This is a genomic window from Thiolinea disciformis DSM 14473, assembly GCF_000371925.1.
GTDB classification, from domain to species: domain Bacteria; phylum Pseudomonadota; class Gammaproteobacteria; order Thiotrichales; family Thiotrichaceae; genus Thiolinea; species Thiolinea disciformis.
In genome coordinates, this window is the sequence record NZ_AQVE01000007.1 from 164,893 (window position 1) to 181,020 (window position 16,128).

Annotated in this window: 18 protein-coding genes; 4 read left to right on the forward strand and 14 right to left on the reverse strand. The window is 46.5% G+C overall.

The window, feature by feature from the left end; all coding sequences use genetic code 11:
- Nucleotides 1-23: 23 nt before the first annotated feature.
- Together lgt and A3IE_RS0107895 are read left to right on the forward strand one after the other, a co-directional pair.
- Nucleotides 24-824 (forward strand): prolipoprotein diacylglyceryl transferase, encoded by an 801-nt coding sequence (lgt, locus tag A3IE_RS0107890; protein ID WP_020395065.1) that lies wholly within the window; start codon nt 24-26, stop codon nt 822-824.
- Between the two features lie 70 nt (nt 825-894).
- On the forward strand, nt 895-1,176 hold the full coding sequence (locus A3IE_RS0107895; protein ID WP_157832850.1) for a hypothetical protein: 282 nt from the start codon (nt 895-897) through the stop codon (nt 1,174-1,176).
- A gap of 42 nt (nt 1,177-1,218) precedes the next feature.
- Here the strand turns inward: A3IE_RS0107895 and A3IE_RS0107900 are convergent, their stop codons facing one another.
- The 11 genes from A3IE_RS0107900 to A3IE_RS0107950 all read right to left on the reverse strand — a co-directional run bounded on the left by A3IE_RS0107900 (nt 1,219) and on the right by A3IE_RS0107950 (nt 12,052).
- On the reverse strand, nt 1,219-1,836 hold the full coding sequence (locus A3IE_RS0107900) for a DUF4166 domain-containing protein (RefSeq protein WP_020395067.1): 618 nt from the start codon (nt 1,834-1,836) through the stop codon (nt 1,219-1,221).
- A gap of 5 nt (nt 1,837-1,841) precedes the next feature.
- On the reverse strand, nt 1,842-2,312 hold the full coding sequence (locus A3IE_RS0107905) for a DUF2269 family protein (protein WP_020395068.1): 471 nt from the start codon (nt 2,310-2,312) through the stop codon (nt 1,842-1,844).
- Complete coding sequence (locus A3IE_RS0107910) at nt 2,309-3,139, reverse strand: NAD-dependent epimerase/dehydratase family protein (protein ID WP_020395069.1); 831 nt, start codon at nt 3,137-3,139, stop codon at nt 2,309-2,311. Before A3IE_RS0107910 ends, A3IE_RS0107905 begins: the two co-directional genes overlap by 4 nt.
- Nucleotides 3,140-3,262: 123 nt before the next feature.
- Nucleotides 3,263-4,285 (reverse strand): AraC family transcriptional regulator, encoded by a 1,023-nt coding sequence (locus A3IE_RS0107915; RefSeq protein ID WP_020395070.1) that lies wholly within the window; start codon nt 4,283-4,285, stop codon nt 3,263-3,265.
- A gap of 3 nt (nt 4,286-4,288) precedes the next feature.
- The gene (locus A3IE_RS0107920; RefSeq protein WP_020395071.1) at nt 4,289-4,831 is read right to left on the reverse strand and encodes a GNAT family N-acetyltransferase; all 543 of its coding nucleotides are present in this window, start codon (nt 4,829-4,831) and stop codon (nt 4,289-4,291) included.
- Nucleotides 4,832-5,013: 182 nt separating this feature from the next.
- The gene (locus tag A3IE_RS0107925; RefSeq protein WP_020395072.1) at nt 5,014-5,925 is read right to left on the reverse strand and encodes a recombination-associated protein RdgC; all 912 of its coding nucleotides are present in this window, start codon (nt 5,923-5,925) and stop codon (nt 5,014-5,016) included.
- Nucleotides 5,926-5,978: 53 nt separating this feature from the next.
- Entirely contained in the window at nt 5,979-7,205 is a 1,227-nt protein-coding gene (locus tag A3IE_RS0107930) for a DUF1501 domain-containing protein (protein WP_020395073.1), read from the reverse strand.
- A gap of 77 nt (nt 7,206-7,282) precedes the next feature.
- Complete coding sequence (locus A3IE_RS0107935; RefSeq protein WP_020395074.1) at nt 7,283-8,575, reverse strand: DUF1800 domain-containing protein; 1,293 nt, start codon at nt 8,573-8,575, stop codon at nt 7,283-7,285.
- 222 nt (nt 8,576-8,797) lie between these two features.
- On the reverse strand, nt 8,798-10,210 hold the full coding sequence (mltB, locus tag A3IE_RS20210; RefSeq protein WP_020395075.1) for a lytic murein transglycosylase B: 1,413 nt from the start codon (nt 10,208-10,210) through the stop codon (nt 8,798-8,800).
- A 79-nt stretch (nt 10,211-10,289) separates the two neighbouring features.
- Entirely contained in the window at nt 10,290-10,955 is a 666-nt protein-coding gene (locus tag A3IE_RS20215; RefSeq protein WP_020395076.1) for a hypothetical protein, read from the reverse strand.
- A gap of 197 nt (nt 10,956-11,152) precedes the next feature.
- A complete protein-coding gene (locus A3IE_RS0107950; RefSeq protein WP_020395077.1) occupies nt 11,153-12,052 on the reverse strand; it encodes a LysR family transcriptional regulator in 900 nt (299 codons plus the stop codon).
- Nucleotides 12,053-12,256: 204 nt separating this feature from the next.
- On the opposite strand from A3IE_RS0107950, the gene A3IE_RS0107955 reads away from it, so the two are divergent.
- Nucleotides 12,257-13,642, forward strand: a complete 1,386-nt coding sequence (locus A3IE_RS0107955) for a ribulose-bisphosphate carboxylase (RefSeq protein ID WP_020395078.1) — start codon at nt 12,257-12,259, stop codon at nt 13,640-13,642.
- A 61-nt stretch (nt 13,643-13,703) separates the two neighbouring features.
- Entirely contained in the window at nt 13,704-14,504 is an 801-nt protein-coding gene (locus A3IE_RS0107960; RefSeq protein WP_020395079.1) for a CbbQ/NirQ/NorQ/GpvN family protein, read from the forward strand.
- Between the two features lie 98 nt (nt 14,505-14,602).
- Here A3IE_RS0107960 and A3IE_RS21630 read toward each other — a convergent pair whose 3' ends face one another.
- From A3IE_RS21630 to A3IE_RS20225, 3 genes are all read right to left on the reverse strand, one after another.
- Nucleotides 14,603-15,496, reverse strand: coding sequence for an IS3 family transposase (locus A3IE_RS21630; protein ID WP_110721388.1), 894 nt, complete (start codon nt 15,494-15,496; stop codon nt 14,603-14,605).
- A complete protein-coding gene (locus A3IE_RS0107970; RefSeq protein ID WP_020395080.1) occupies nt 15,484-15,936 on the reverse strand; it encodes an IS5 family transposase in 453 nt (150 codons plus the stop codon). Before A3IE_RS0107970 ends, A3IE_RS21630 begins: the two co-directional genes overlap by 13 nt.
- A partial coding sequence (locus A3IE_RS20225) for a transposase (protein ID WP_020395081.1) occupies nt 15,908-16,128 on the reverse strand: 221 nt, incomplete at its 5' end. The genes A3IE_RS20225 and A3IE_RS0107970, both read right to left, overlap by 29 nt.

Here is a 16,128-nt window from a genome sequence, read left to right on the forward strand (position 1 = left end):
CTCAAGGGTTTCAAGAATCTATTATGCTAACTCACCCGCAATTTGATCCTATTGCTATTTCGCTCGGCCCGTTAAAAGTCCATTGGTATGGTTTGATGTATGTGGTCGGATTTTTGGGCTTTCTGTTAATCGGTAAACATCGTGCTAAAAAGGCGGGTAGTTTATTCACGCCTGATCAGGTCGATGACATGATGTTCTGGGGCGCTATTGGCGTTGTGCTGGGCGGTCGTGTTGGGTATATGTTGTTTTATAATCTACGTGGTTTTTTGTCAGATCCCATGTCGTTTTTTCAAGTCTGGGACGGTGGGATGAGTTTCCACGGTGGTTTAATGGGCGTGATTCTCGTCATGCTAGGATTAGCATTGAAATGGCGTACCAGTGTATTCAACATTGCTGATTTTGTCGCACCGTTGATCCCGATTGGCTTAGGTGCAGGACGGATAGGTAATTTCATTAATGCTGAATTGTGGGGGCGTCCTACTGATGTCGCATGGGGAATGATTTTCCCAGCGGTTGATAATTTGCCGCGCCATCCTTCTCAGCTCTATCAAGCCACTTTAGAAGGACCACTGTTATTCTTGATACTTTGGTTATTTACCCGTCAGCCTCGCCCTACAGGATCAGTCGCTGGATTATTTTTAGTTTGCTACGGTTTGTTCCGTTTCATATCGGAGTTTGCGCGCGAACCGGATGTTCAATTAGGCTATGTCGCATTTGACTGGATGACTCAGGGGCAATTATTAAGTGTGCCCATGATTTTATTTGGCTTAGGTGTCATGGCTTGGGCTTATCGTCAAGTGCCTGCTTCAAGTAAGCTTTCCTAACGGGTTTCGGTATAAATCGTCGCTTGTGGTCGTAGTGGTAGAAGCGCAAAATTGTTGCATAGCAGCAATTATGACAACAAGCGAGGATACCTTTATGACACCCGGATTTTTTAGCAAAGCTTTAAGTGCATTTGAATCGATTGGCTATGAGCGTGCGGCGCGTGAATTACTGAGAATGAGTGATGCGCAGTTGATTAGCTTAAATTTATCACGCCAGAAATTATTGCAAGGTAAGGCTGGTATGCCTTGGACCTTGGATGAAATGGTGAACGTGCCCACTTGGCAAGCCAGCGCTCCAACCAACACGGCTGAAGCAGCTAATCAACATTATACTACGCCTAAAGCAGCTTAAATGATGCAAAAGCTATAATTTCCTGCATGTTTTCATGCAGGACTAGCTGGTTAAGCGTTGTGCTTCCAAGACCTTAAACGTCCCCTTATAAGTAAAAACTTCGCCGAACCAAGGGTGTTTGATACGAAAGTCCATCTCAAACGACTGGTCGTCAATAGCGTTTTCTTCAATCGTACTATGTCCAAGAATCAGCCACTCGGGAATGGGCAGGCGCAATGAGCCGAGTTTTAGAATAAAGCTTTTGCCGCTGTAATAGAGTTTACCATTCTCCACGTGCACCGCCATTTTCAAACCCATGATGGCATTAGTGTATTCGATGATTTCATTCGCGTTGTGATAAACCACCTGACTTTTAAATTGAACGCTGCGACCATTGGGAAATTGCAGGCTACGCTGCCATTGTTCTTTGCCTTCTACCAGTAAACGTTCGACATGGGTAGGAACCGCAGTGCCGCGTTGATTAATTAATGCACCCATTAAGCGCATAAAGCTTAAATAAGCTTGCATCCAGCTTGGGTAATTAATATCCAAGTGACCTTGTTCGAGGTGCGTATAGCCCTCGGGATGTTTAGCATAATGACGTTTAAGTGCGCTAGGCAAGGTTTCCCATTGCGCCCCCAAGGCTTGTTGTATGGGGGTTTGTGTAGTGCTATGACTCATTCGAACTATCCTAAGTTTGATTTAAACACCATTAAGAGTACGACTAAGAGCATGGCAATAAAGGCAGGTACACCCAGCCAAAACCAAATGCGCGCATAATGCCAGTATAAAGCGGGTAGGGCGCTTTGCTCTTGTATGGCTTGCTCAGAAAGTTGGCGCATCCGAATTTGTAGCCACACCACTGGCAGCCAACAAAGACCCGCAATAGCATAAAAAGCTAAGCTCAACGCAATCCATGGAGTGCTGAGTGGCAAATGCAGGATATGTACCATCCAAAGGCCGCTTAAAGGTTGAAAAATGACCGTGGGTGTGGTGAAAATCCAGTCAGCCCATACCACATGGCGATTAGTGACTGCAATATGAGCAATATTACCGCTGCGATCGGCCATCCATTTATAAAAAGCACTGCCCAGACCGGTGCCGAATAACAGTACCATGCTTAAAATATGCAGGTATTTCAAGCTTAAATACATCATGGTGCTTGTTCCACACTCAAAGGCATTCGCCCCAAAAACTCTGCCAAGGGCTCAACCGACGCAGCATTGCCATTCTGCAACATACGTAAATTATCGGGGTGCATCATCGGTACGAGATAGCGCATTAGTTTTGCGCTGTTTAGGATGAGGCTAAAAGGTATAGGCAAGGTTAGCGCATTTTTCTTGCCATCACGCTGGCGCATCGTTTGAAGCCAATCAATAAAGCTCAGCGGATAAGCCCCTACCACATCCAAGGTACGTTGTGCCGGTGTTGCACTCAGGGCCTGCATAACCGTTGCGACTACATCGCTGACATGTACCGGCTGAATGCGTTGCTTGCCATCGCCCACTAGCGGAATAATGGGTAAGCTTGCCATGAGTTTAAACATCGCCGAGCTTTTGCCGCCTTCCCCGTATACCAAAGAGGGACGCAGAATAAACCAATCTAAAGCTAAGCCACGTAAAACATCATCAGCAGCTTTCTTACTAAGCTGATAAGGCGCAAACGCCTTTGCGTCTGCCCCCAAGGCAGAAATTTGAATCACGCGTTTTACCCCTACTTTTGCACTTGCCTGAAATAAGGCCGCAGGGGCGCGATAATGCAGGTTCTCAAAACTTTGACCAGCCGTTTCTGCGATGATGCCCACACTATTAATAACAGCATCAATCCCTCGTAAGTGTGGTAACCACGCGTCTGGGGTAAGCATGGTATTAAAATCTATGCCTTGTGTGCGTGAAATAGGTTTGACTTGATGTCCTGCGGCTTGTAGTGCTTTTTTAATATGCCCACCAATAAATCCCGAAGCACCCGTGAGTAAAATATTCATGTGGCTATCTCCTTAAAATCTTGAGTGAATATTAAGGACTTTCTGGGGTTCTGACTTCCGGTTTGATCGAAGAGAACTAGAATAAGCTTATGAAAAGATCAGTGGGAAGTAATTTTAGTCAGACTAAGTCTGATTCGATGCGTTGAGCTTGCGATATTGGGCGGGAGTGGTGCCCGTAATTTCTCGAAACGCCTCATAAAAATTCGATTGTGACGTAAAGCCCACACTCAAACCCACCGATAAGACTGAAGCACTCGGTTCAGCGATGAGCATAGCCTTGGCGGCTTCAATCCGATATTCACGAACGAGGCGCGAGAAACCCTTACCTAAATGGACATTAATCAATTCAGAGGTTTGGTGGCTGGAGAGTTGAAGGTGTTGTGCTAGGTGATCAAGACCAAAGTCAGGGGATTGAAATACTTGTTGTTCCTTCATCACCTGATCTAAACGCTGTAAGGCGGCGTTATGATCCACATGATTTAAGGTGGAGTTAGCATAAGTAGCACGGGCTGCTTCTTCAACTTGGCTACTGAGTTGTGGTGCACGACTTAAGGCGAGATTGACCAGTACAAACGCAAATCCAATCGCACTAGCATATAAACTGAAAAAAAGAGGTTCTGACAGCAAAGGTAGTGCTAAACCTAAGAGCATAACGCCTAAGGCTAGGGCAAAAACACCGCCTAAAATCATTAATTCCCATTGGAATTGGCTGCGTTGGGCGCGTAAGGCATAAATGGTTTTAGCAAGCCACAATAGATAACCGGCTCCCACGGCAAAAGCTAATGGCAGTGCCCAAGCGTAAGGCATAAACGCAGCGCTTAGGATTGGTAAGATGTGTAAGCTTTGTCGCGGCGACAGTTGATGATTGGCTTGTAATAAAGGTCGGCTGAAAAAATAAAAAGCGGGTGCGACGGTGAAAAGCAACATCCGATAAGGCGCGCTGTGAATCCAGTCTCGCTCAGAGGCCAGATACGCAAAATGACTCAGTTGCAAACCCGCTAAGGCTATTAATAAAACCCAGCCTGCTAAAACAGTGGGTACTGGGTTGGTGTTATGAAGGCGAAATTCAGTTAAGCCCAGTACTACTGCACTAAAAAGCGCATAGCCACAGAGCAATAAGGCAAGGGATGTCAGTAAAGTGGCCATAAATTAGCCATCTTGTGGCTGTAGCGGCGTATTCAGGGTCAATTGATAAAAGGCTACATCGAGCCAGTGCCCAAACTTAAAGCCGATTTGTGGAAAAAGTCCGACCTGTTGAAAGCCTAATTGTTGATGGAGCGCAATGCTAGCTTGATTCTGGCTATCAATAGCACCAATAAGTGCGTGATAGTTTTGCTGCTTAGCTTGCTCAACCAACGCTTTCAGTAAGGTTTTCCCATAGCCATTGCTGCGCTGATCAGCGCGAATATAAATAGAGTGTTCCACTGTATATTTATAGGCAGGCCAAGCGCGAAATGTGCCATAGCTTCCGAAGCCCAGTAATTGCTGGCTATCATCCACTAAGCCTAACACAGGGAAATTGCCCTGACGTTTGGCTTGAAACCAAGTATTCATGGCCTCCGGCGGGCGTGGGCGATAATCATAAAGCGCGGTCGATGTCACGATAGCGTCATTCAAGATGGCTACTATGGCGCTCGCATAAGTTGCTTCATCGCAAGTGACCAATTGAACAGATGAGAAATTTTTTTGCATGATTTTGTTCAGTTAAGCAACGCGTTTGAAAAAATTGACTATACTTAATGCCGTAGGGCTTAGTGAGGATGGCCTTCCTCACAAAAAAAGCGAACTGGTTGGAGTGTGAGCCTATTACTGGTTTGGATAGGAATCCGAAAAACAGCGCAGAAGGTCATTCTCACTAAGCCCTCGTTTCAAATTTAAGCTGTTGTTTTAGCTGAATTAAAACACTGCATCAAATCCTCAATCAAGCGTGCGACCTCCCCCGTCATCAGCGTAAATTCAATATCTTTACGTTCAGCCTGAGATTGGGGGTCTTGTTCCTCAAGTTGCTCATCGTAGATATCCAGAAACTTGACACGCTTAACATGTAGGGCATCCGTCAATACAAAGCTAATGCGCTTATCCCAAGTGAGCATCAGTTTGGAAACGAATTTGCCGCTGGCTAAGTTGGTCTTTACCTCATCACTGAGCAATTCGTGCTTTTTAAAGCTGGCAACGGATTGTGTTTCACCTTGGCTACGTAATTCGCATTCTTCACCCAATTCAAATGGCGCAGGCAAGACACCGCTACTCAGCCATTGCGTCATCACAAACGTCGGCGATTGTTGGGTATCCGGCGTGATCACGGGAAAAGAGTCAATGGTTTTACGCAATAAGCTGGTTAAGCGCTCGGCTTGACTGGCTGAGCTGGTATTCAAGACGACCCAGCGTTTTTCCGTATCAATCCAAGCATCCAATTGGCGTGTACGTGTAAAGGCTTGTGGTAGTAGTTCAAATTCGATTTGTTCGCGTAAATCTTTCTTCTCACGACTGCCAAGTTTACGATTTTCGCGCGCTTCAATATCTTCAACGCGCTCTTCCAAGGTTTCGCGAATCACGGTAGAAGGCAGGATGCGTTCTTGATGTGCCATGGAGATTAGAATAAAACCACCGCTGCCATGAGCGAGATTTTCAGAATCTTTACCGAGTGGCGCTACCCAACCGCTTGCTTCGCGTTGTTCTTTCGTGCAGGGCGCAAAAGGCTTGGAGGATAAACGTTCGTGGAGAGTTTCCGCCGTTAACGGAAACTCTTGTTGTAATTGGTACAGATAGAGGTTTTTAAACCACATAGGGTCGGCTTCATATCGCTATTGGGAAGGCGATTATGAAGCAATCAGCTTGATCAGACAAACGGAATGGTTTTGAACTGTGACCACGGGTTATTCACATTAAACCAACGACTCGCCAAAGTACCATAGACTTGGCGGAAGTCAGTTGTCATATGCAAGTTGCCGTCCTTATCCAATTCATTGAGGTTCGGACGTTCACCATACACACCGCCACGAACTTTTCCGCCCATCACAAGTTGTACGGAAGCTGCACCATGGTCAGTACCGCCACCTTTATTTTCCTGTACACGCCGCCCAAACTCAGAATAAGTCACTACTAGAACATCATCCCAACGGCCATTCGCCTGCATGGTGTTAGCGAAAGAATCCAAGGCAATAGCGAGTTCATTTAACAAATTATTCTGTTTATTGAGTTGGTTAGCGTGGGTATCAAAACCGCTATGTTCAACTTTATAAACCGCCGTATCCACGTCTGACAAAATCATTTGCGCAACAGATTCCAAACGACGGCCTAAAACACCATTGGCAAAACCCGGAATAGGGCGAGGATTCCCCATCTTTTCTTTAATTTGCAAACCAGCCTCGTGCAGTTGATGCTGAATATTGGTGATATGCGCTAATGCTGGGCTCGCATTTTTCAAAGGATTGGCATCTTTTACTAAGCTAATTTGATTGAGAAAGACCTGAGGGCTTTGCATAGCAATGGTGTGGCAATCTTTGCCGGACATGGGGCCTAAACCCTCGCCGACAATAATGCCATGCAGGCCGGATTTGTATTGAGGCAGTACTTGGGCGAGCCAACCAATTTCAGATTCTACGAAAGCATCACTTGCGGTATCCCAAATATCGCTAGAGCGGAAATGCGATAAAATGGGATGCTCATAGCCGACCCCTTGAATCCATGCCACATTACCCTGATTCCACCATTTAGATAGGTGTGACATATAAAGATTCAAGGCCATGCCACTGCCATCCAAAGATGCTAATTTATAAGCTTGTGCAGGTTGGCTTAATGTTGGGCGGAACTTTTGGTATTTTGCATAGTCTTTAAGAGGAACGAGTGTATTTAAACCATCATTTCCGCCACTTAACTTGATTAAAACAATATTACGCCGCCGCACTGTTTTAGGCGCAGTTACGGCAGTTTCTTGAGTGTTGGTTGGACTGGGCGTTGAACTAGCGCTTATTGTTTTTTTCGAAGAAGCGGCCCATAAAGTGCTTGGCATTAATCCTGCGGCAGGCACGAGGCTAGCTAGTTTCAAAAAACCACGTCGATTCATAGATTTCCCTCACATTGTCCTTAATGTCCCATCAAAGTGGTGGGCGTTACACATAAAATTTTTATTATTATTTCGACTCAAGCGACTTGAAATGCCGGATCAAGTAGCAAAGCATGAGCTAAGCGACGATTGCCGGGAATTTCAGGCGGCGGGTTAACGGGTGGAACGGCAACCAGCCAATCTATTAATTCACGCGAACTACTGACAGGGAAGCCAGCGTCTCCATCAGTTTTGCGATCCATGCTCCCTCTAGCAATCTTCGCCAAATAAGATGCGCGAACTAATAAGGTCTGAGTGCTGATCCAATGTTCCCCACCTGCCCAGCCTTTTACCGTGGGCGGATCGAACAATTGTTGGCCCAGTAAGCGACATAAATTAACCAACTCACCAGTACTTTCGCGTGGGTAATTACCCATGCGTGCTGTACCAATCAGAATGTCAATCGGAGATTTTACAATCGCACCACGATTGTGCTCATCCCAGAACTCAGGGCTATTCAATACCATCCTGAGTGCTTCTTTAATATCATAATCAGCACGCCGGATTTGAGCGCCCCAAGCTTGCATTGTTTTTGAGCTAGGACGTGAGTTACTAACAAAAGCTTTCCAAAATTGCTCCGCTAAACGTTCGGCGGTTTTGGGATGCTCTAAGAGGATATTAATAATATCGGCGCCATCGAAACTGCCAGTGCGACCTAAAAAGGTGACGGGGCGTTTGTCATGTTGGTCAGGGCGCACCACGAAATCACCGGTATGTGGATCAAGCCCCCAACCAGTAAAGGCGATAGCCGCTGCTTTGACATCCGCTTGGCTGTATTCTTTCGGGCCAATCGTAAAGAGTTCGAGTAATTCGCGTGCGAAATTCTCATTGGGTCGACCTTTGATATTTTCGTAGCCATCTAAATAAACCAACATGGCAGGATCACGCGATACAGCATGTAACAAGGTCTTGAAATTCCCTAAGGCTTGTGTACGCAGCATTAGGTTCTGCTCTAGTAATAAACTAGGCTGCAGGGTTTTTTGAATCGAGGAAGTGAAAAAGCCGTGCCAGAATAGGGTCATACGCTCAATGAACGGCGATTGTGTCGCCATCATTTGCTCTATCCACCATCCTTGTAAACGTTTTCCTTCTTCTTGGGCTATAACCCAAGCATCTTTGCGCCCTTGAGTACTATCATCGCGCATGGGCTCCAACTTGCTCCAAGGTGAAAAGCGCGGAGTAGGACGAAGCGGCGAAGGGGATTGATTAATCACATGCTCTACAGCTTGTGCTTGAGCTAGCCCTTCAAGCTTTTTAATACTACTCCACTCAGCACCTAGTCCCGTACGGGACACAAGATGACGAGCCTCACGAAAAGTGAGTGCATTCATAGACAAACCATCATCGTAGCTATCGTGGAAATTAGGCGTATAAAGAATAACATTATTTTTTTATAACAATTTGTCTAAATTTTGTTCAATTGTTACAAAAATAACCGAAATTCCCCACAAATACGCCCCCCTCTGTACCAACTGCTTATTATTTATTCTTTTTTGTCAATAGGGTACGAAAAAATTCTACCCTAAACCTACTAAAATACAGCATTTTGCTGATTACCGGCTGGCGTATTTTTGACCGCCTATCGCAGCCTGTACGCCTTGTCCTAACTGATGTACCGCCATGGCATAATAATTGCTGTGGTTGTAACGGGTAATAACATAAAAGTTCTTATACCCAATCCAAGGTTCTTTAGGGCCGCCTGGCACCGTAGTAAGTGCTAATAAATGTATTTGACCTGTATTAGCCCAACGGCCATTCTGGGGCATGATGCCATTTCGCGCTAAAGTATTGGGGTCATAGGGTACTTTGAAGCCATCCGGCATATTTTCAAAGTTACCCGAACTGACGGAGGCTGGAATAGCGACCGCTTGACCAGATTGCCAACCATGGCGCGCGAAATAATTGGCAATACTGCCAATCGCATCGACCGGATTCCATAAATCCTTAATGCCATCGCCATCAAAGTCGACTGCATAAGAATGGAAGCTGGTTGGCATGAATTGCCCATAACCCATCGCACCTGCATAAGAACCTTTTGGCTCTAAGGGATCCATACGCTCGGAGCGCGTCATCAGCATGAAGTTTTCTAATTCATTGAAGAAGAATTTACTGCGACGCTCATTGACTAAAGCTGAGGTAGTTAAGGCATCGATAATACGGTGTTTACCAAGTATGCGTCCCCAGCGTGTTTCTACGCCCATAATCCCTACAATGTAAGCAGGGTCGACGCCATATTGTTGCTGAGCGCGTTGTAAGTGCGGAGCATATTGACGCCAGAATTGAGCGCCGCGCTGAATATTTTCAGGTGTAACGAATTTTGAGCGATAATTATACCAGCCACCTGGGGTAGTACTGCCACCGTTATTGCCTGCCCATAAACGGGCTACTTCATCGCGGTTACGCACTTGGGAGAAGACACCGTATAAGTAATTACGTTCAAAGCCGTAACGTTTAGCCATCGCTTCAATAAAGTAAATTAAACGCGGATCACCTGCAAAGTCCCCTGTCAGCGAAGTCGCATAATAATTGCCAGTTCCTCTGCCACCATAGGTAATATTGATGGGATTTCCGCCCGACTGAACTTGATTCGGCGATTGTGCAGCACGGCGTGGTTGAACCGCTGCTGGACGTTGTACTGGTACTACTTGACGTACTTGAGCGGCTGGCGCTTGTGTTCTTTGGCGCGCTACGACTGATGCGTGGCGTTGCGGCTGAGCTACACTGCGCCGACTGATAGAGGCTGAACGGCGCTGAGGACTTGTTTGACGCAAGGGCTGGGCTTTATAAACTGTTGTTGGTTCAGCCGTTTCAGACGCTTCGCTTACTGCTTCGGTTGCCGTCTCAGTTTCTGCGCCGACTATAGAGCCACTTTGCTCTTCATCTTTGGGAACCGTGCTACAGGCGGCTAATAAGCCCATGCAACTACTTAGCACAATACTTTTCAACAGCCACTGGCCCGATTTCATTCAAAACTCCTAAATTTTTACTTATTAAACTTATTAAAGTGAGAACAGAGCGCTGAATGCCTGCCCTAAATAGGCTTGTTCAACGCGTGAAATTCATAAAATTGGGAACTTCCTCAGCGATAGGAGGAAGTTGATTGGCCACTGCATCGCCCACCGTTACGGGATCAGGCACGCTTAAAGATGGAAAACGCCAGCCACCGGGCATACGTCCCATGTCATAAGGCGCATTGATCATTTTATCCCACATAGTATCGGTCATCGAAGTATAAAAATCCGGCCAAATATGGCGTGTGTCCCCCCAAGCCTTGGCTGGTTTCTTTACTTGTTTAGGCTGAGCTGGCTTAGTTTTAGGACCTGGCGTCGCAGGGAGGGCGGGATTATACGGACTAGCATAATAAGGTTGTGTTGCTTGTGCGATCCGCGCTGGATAAGAGCCACCTTGTGTTAGATAGGGGTTATACTGAGGATAGGGCTGGGGATATGGCATAGGGTAGCCATAACCATAAGGCATCGGCATCGGGCGCATCATCTGCGGCGCGTAATAAGGCATATAATTCGGGTACTGCGGCAGTGGTGCTACTAGGGGCTGGGTTGTTGGCCGAGCGGTGGTAGCAGGAGCCGTCGTTAAGGCATTAATATGCGGTAAGTCAGACGGAAATTGCGCAGTAGACTGTGCCCAAGCCAAAGAACTTACTACACTGACTGCCAATAAAACAGCACTTGCTGGGCGAATTACTCTAGTCATTGCTTAAACCCTCATCATCCTGATTATCATCCTACCTGCAGCATAACCCGCTTAATGGGAAAAATCAGCTTGTAAGCCCGTAAAAATCAGCCTTTGCTTAAAATTCTATGCTCTGCCTAAGCTGATGGATTGGCCGTACTAGCAAAAACGCCATACCTTATGCGATCGAGCCTGAATCAAAAATGACTTAAACCGCATTAAAGTGTTGTTTTATCGCTATAGTGTGTTGCTTCGCTAACCACATAGTCACGAAAAGCTTGCGCGGCAGGCGAAAGTGCTTTGCCTGCACGGGTGACAATATGCCAATAACGTTGTAAGGGAAAATGCTCCAAAGGTAATATCACTAACGCTTTGGCGGCTAATTCCATTTGGATGCTATGTAGCGACACAATCCCCAAACCCAATCCAGCGACCACGGCGCATTTGATTGATTCATTGCTGCCCATTTCCAAGGTGCTAGTAAAAGTATGGCCTTGCTCATTAAAAAAACGCTCAATGGCTAAACGCGTGCCCGAGCCTTGCTCACGCACCACAAAGCGCTCTGTTAAAATTTCTGCAAAGTGAATCGTTTTGCGCCGCGCCAGTTTGTGTTGAGGTGGGGCAATCAATACAAGTGGATTAGGCATTAGGCGTTGCGAGTGCAGTTCCAAATGGGCGGGCGGCTCGCCCATGATCACTAAGTCCGCTGTGTAATTATGCAAAGACTCAATTAACGCCTGGCGATTGGTCATGGTGAGCGACACCGTAATGCCAGTATATTGACGGGAAAATGCTGCCAGTAGGTGTGTGACAAAATAGACCGCTGTGTTGGCAGCGGATAAGCGAATATGTCCATGGTGAACATTTTTTAATTCTTCCAAACTTTCAATCAGGCTTTGATATTGCGTGAGGATTTCACCGGTAAATGTTTGCATGGAACGACCCGCCATACTTAATGCCATGCGTTTGCCTCGGCGTTCAAATAAGGCTAAACCCACTTGCTCCTCTAACTGTTTCACTTGCATAGAAATGGCGGGTTGAGTCATGTGTAGGATTTCGGCTGCACGGGTAAAACTCTCGGTTTGTGCCACGGTTTGGAATATTTGCATCTGCCGCATTGAGATATGCATACGCTACTTATAACTGCCTTTCGGGATATGCTGATCGATAGAAAATCGCGCTAAGGTAAGGCTTAGGGTTAAATATAATGATTGCTTATGTTTTGGTAAAAATAAATGAGTTTTTATTATATTAATAAATCATTATAGTCTTAATCCATTAAATTAGGTGTTGCCCGATTATTCTTGTTTCAGGAGAGGAACATGGCTTTAGATCAATCATCACGTTATTCCGATTTGAGTTTGAAAGAAGACGAACTCATGGCGGCAGGTAAGCACATTCTGGTCGCTTACAAAATGAAACCCAAAGCAGGTCACGGTTATTTAGAAGCGGCGGCGCATTTTGCGGCTGAATCATCTACGGGTACAAACGTTGAAGTTTGCACTACCGATGATTTCACTAAGGGTGTAGATGCGTTGGTGTACTACATCGATGAAGCCACTGAAGATATGCGCATTGCTTATCCTTTGGACTTGTTTGATCGCAATGTGATTGATGGGCGCATGATGATTGTCTCATTCCTCACCCTCGCCATTGGTAATAACCAAGGCATGGGTGACATCGAACACGCCAAAATGATCGACTTTTTTGTGCCTGAGCGTGCGATTCAATTATTCGACGGTCCCTCCAAAGACATCTCTGACATGTGGCGTATTTTAGGTCGTCCCGTAAAAGACGGCGGCTATATTGCGGGTACTATTATTAAGCCAAAATTAGGCTTGCGTCCTGAGCCATTCGCTCACGCAGCGTATCAATTCTGGTTAGGTGGCGACTTCATTAAAAATGACGAGCCTCAAGGCAATCAAGTATTTGCGCCGATGAAAAAAGTCATGCCTTTAGTGGCAGATGCGATGAAACGCGCACAAGATGAAACGGGACAAGCCAAAATCTTCTCGGCAAATATTACCGCCGATGACCATTATGAAATGTGTGCCCGTGCGGATTATATTCTTGAAACTTTTGGCCCTGATGCGGATAAAGTGGCATTCTTAGTGGATGGTTATGTCGGTGGCCCTGGTATGGTGACTACGGCACGTCGCCAATACCCGAATCAGTACTTACACTATCATCGTGCAGGGCACGGTGCGGTGACTTCACCCTCGGCTAAGCGCGGTTACACAGCCTTCGTCTTAGCCAAAATGTCACGTTTACAAGGGGCGTCTGGTATCCACGTGGGTACAATGGGCTACGGTAAAATGGAAGGTGAGGCGGATGATCGTATTATTGCTTACATGATTGAGCGTGATGAGTGCCAAGGCCCTGTGTACTTCCAAAAATGGTATGGCATGAAACCAACCACGCCGATTATTTCTGGTGGGATGAATGCCTTACGTTTGCCGGGCTTCTTTGCGAACTTAGGGCATGGTAATGTCATCAATACCTCAGGTGGTGGCTCTTACGGTCACATTGATAGCCCAGCGGCGGGTGCAACTTCGTTACGTCAAGCCTATGAATGCTGGAAATCAGGCGCTGACCCGATTGAATTTGCTAAATCCCACCGTGAATTTGCACGTGCGTTTGAATCCTTCCCGAATGACGCGGATAAATTATTCCCTGGCTGGCGCGAAAAATTAGGCGTGCATAAATAAGAATTTCTCATCCTCAACCCTTCTCCTGTTCGGAGAAGGGCTTTCGTTTAGGACGTTTGCCATGACCGACATCAACCAATACCGCATTGACACCGAACCGTTTTACCAAGCCCTCGGCAAGGAAGTAGAACTGTACAAGGCTGCCTATCAAGCACGTTTACCTGTGATGGTGAAAGGACCAACGGGTTGTGGTAAGTCGCGGTTTGTTGAACATATGGCATGGAAACTGGGCAAGCCTTTGATTACCGTGGCGTGTAATGAGGATATGACCGCATCGGATTTGGTGGGGCGTTATTTATTGGAAGCCAATGGTACGCGCTGGTTGGATGGTCCTTTGACTACGGCGGCACGTTTGGGGGCGATTTGTTATTTGGATGAAATCGTCGAAGCCCGCCAAGATACAACGGTGGTGATTCACCCGCTCACCGATCATCGGCGCACTTTGCCGTTGGATAAAAAGGGCGAATTGGTACAAGCCCACCCTGATTTTCAATTGGTGATTTCTTACAATCCGGGCTACCAAAGCCTGATGAAAGATTTAAAGCAATCCACCAAACAGCGTTTTGTCGCCTTTGATTTTGATTATCCTGCCCCTGAAGCCGAAGCCAGCATTTTAAGTAAAGAAGCAGGAATTGACTTGGATATTGCGCAAAAGCTGGTACAAATCGCACAAACCGCCCGCAATCTGAAAGGGCATGGTTTGGATGAAGGGATTTCTACCCGTTTATTGGTGTATGCCGCCAATCTAATGAATAATGGTATTGACCAAAAAGATGCGTGTCGTATGGCCTTGGTTAGCCCGATTACCGATGATGCGGATATTCGTAGTACTTTGCATCATGCGATTGAGATGGTTTTTTGAGATGGGTATTACTTTAAAACCTTGAGCGCTGGGGTAATGTTCTGGTCAAGAGATTTAGGACACATTTTTAAGAGTCATTGGTTCAAAGGTCACGGGCGCTAAATCGCCATTAGCGGTGTGTAAGCGTTGATGGTTGAACGGATATACGCTTGTACATCCTGAGTCATGTCAGCGCGTATGAGATAGGTGAAATGTCTGAACCACTCGTGTTTCAGACTGCCGAAGAAACGTTCGACCACGGCATTATCATAGCAAGCCCCTTTGCCACTCATGGACGGTTGAATACCATGTAAGGCTAGGGTTTTCTGGAATCGTTGACTAGTGTACTGAGAGCCACGATCGGAATGAAACATCAGCCCTGATGCCTGAGTAGGTTGCCGTAACACTAAAGCGTTCTGTAACGCTTGTAAGACTAAATCAGTGGTGATGTGTGTGGACAGTGCCCAGCCAATAATCCGTCGGGAGTGTAAATCCATCACGATGGCTAGGTATAACCAGCCTTCACGGGTACGCAGATAGGTGATGTCCCCGGTCCACACTTGATTCAGGTGGGTAGGATTAAACGCCCGATTCAGAGGGTTATCGACTACCCCGTGGGACGACTCACACACCGGCGTTACCTTATACCTCCGTCGTTGCTGAACCGTCAGATTCAACGTTTTCATCAGGGTACGAACCCGATAGTATCCCACCGTAAAGCCTTCTGGGCGCAAGCGTTTTACTAAAACACGAGAACCCAAACTGCCCCGACTCGCGTCAAATAAGGTCTTCAATCGAAGACGTAAACGCCAGACGGTGAAGTTCAACGGCTTCGACCGTGCTAACGATGTCCGCCAGGTATAATAGGCACTACTGCTAACACCCATTACACGACAGGCTAAGTGGGTTGGATAAGACTTCGGTAACCGTTTAGTAAAACGATACTTTAATACATTTCTCGCGCTAAGAAGGCGCTCGCCTTTTTTGGTTCTGTTGACATTTAGCGAGACCAGATTAAGAAGGCGACGAAATGAAGAAAAGCCATAAAGTTTTGAGCTTTCTTATCAAAACGTGCAAAGACCCGTCGATAATGTTTGATCTTGCTAAAGAAACACTCAATCAGATGTTGCTCTTTATATCTCACGTTGTCATAAACGCGAGGATTCAAGGCATTCGAACGTGAAGGAATGATGGGTTCAATCTGTCGTTCCTGAAGATAATCCACTAACACTGGTGAGTCATAGCCTTTATCGGCCAGTAACCCCTTCAGTGGTGTGGAGGAGACGAGTGCCTGAGCTTGAGTAATATCGGCTGTTTGTCCTGCCGTTAGCAAAAAGCGTAGCGGATAGCCTAGTCCATCCGTTAACACATGGATTTTACAGCTAAAACCCCCAACTGAACGACCAAGAGCTTCGGCTGTGGCACTACTTTTTTTGTCCCACTGCACAGGCATGTGCCCGCACCACGGTACTATCGATACCGCCTTCTTGATAGTCAGGCTCTACTTGAATGGCCTGAAATAAGGTATCCCATACAACCATCGCCGCCCAACGATTATACCGTTTAAACACACTATTCCAGTGACCGTACTCACGCGGTAAACTCCGCCACTGACTGCCCGACCGCAGGATCCACAACACCGCCT

Bases quoted from the DNA above. Each gene is read 5' to 3' on its own strand.
- A3IE_RS0107970 (WP_020395080.1), bottom strand. From the start codon at position 15,936: ATGCCTGTGCAGTGGGACAAAAAAAGTAGTGCCACAGCCGAAGCTCTT.
- A3IE_RS0107930 (WP_020395073.1), bottom strand. From the start codon at position 7,205: ATGAATCGACGTGGTTTTTTGAAACTAGCTAGCCTCGTGCCTGCCGCA.
- A3IE_RS0107910 (WP_020395069.1), bottom strand. From the start codon at position 3,139: ATGAATATTTTACTCACGGGTGCTTCGGGATTTATTGGTGGGCATATT.
- A3IE_RS0107925 (WP_020395072.1), bottom strand. From the start codon at position 5,925: ATGTGGTTTAAAAACCTCTATCTGTACCAATTACAACAAGAGTTTCCG.
- A3IE_RS20215 (WP_020395076.1), bottom strand. From the start codon at position 10,955: ATGACTAGAGTAATTCGCCCAGCAAGTGCTGTTTTATTGGCAGTCAGT.
- A3IE_RS0107935 (WP_020395074.1), bottom strand. From the start codon at position 8,575: ATGAATGCACTCACTTTTCGTGAGGCTCGTCATCTTGTGTCCCGTACG.
- A3IE_RS0107915 (WP_020395070.1), bottom strand. From the start codon at position 4,285: ATGGCCACTTTACTGACATCCCTTGCCTTATTGCTCTGTGGCTATGCG.
- A3IE_RS0107905 (WP_020395068.1), bottom strand. From the start codon at position 2,312: ATGATGTATTTAAGCTTGAAATACCTGCATATTTTAAGCATGGTACTG.
- A3IE_RS0107895 (WP_157832850.1), top strand. From the start codon at position 895: ATGACAACAAGCGAGGATACCTTTATGACACCCGGATTTTTTAGCAAA.
- mltB (WP_020395075.1), bottom strand. From the start codon at position 10,210: ATGAAATCGGGCCAGTGGCTGTTGAAAAGTATTGTGCTAAGTAGTTGC.
- lgt (WP_020395065.1), top strand. From the start codon at position 24: ATGCTAACTCACCCGCAATTTGATCCTATTGCTATTTCGCTCGGCCCG.
- A3IE_RS0107955 (WP_020395078.1), top strand. From the start codon at position 12,257: ATGGCTTTAGATCAATCATCACGTTATTCCGATTTGAGTTTGAAAGAA.
- A3IE_RS0107900 (WP_020395067.1), bottom strand. From the start codon at position 1,836: ATGAGTCATAGCACTACACAAACCCCCATACAACAAGCCTTGGGGGCG.
- A3IE_RS0107960 (WP_020395079.1), top strand. From the start codon at position 13,704: ATGACCGACATCAACCAATACCGCATTGACACCGAACCGTTTTACCAA.
- A3IE_RS0107920 (WP_020395071.1), bottom strand. From the start codon at position 4,831: ATGCAAAAAAATTTCTCATCTGTTCAATTGGTCACTTGCGATGAAGCA.
- A3IE_RS0107950 (WP_020395077.1), bottom strand. From the start codon at position 12,052: ATGCGGCAGATGCAAATATTCCAAACCGTGGCACAAACCGAGAGTTTT.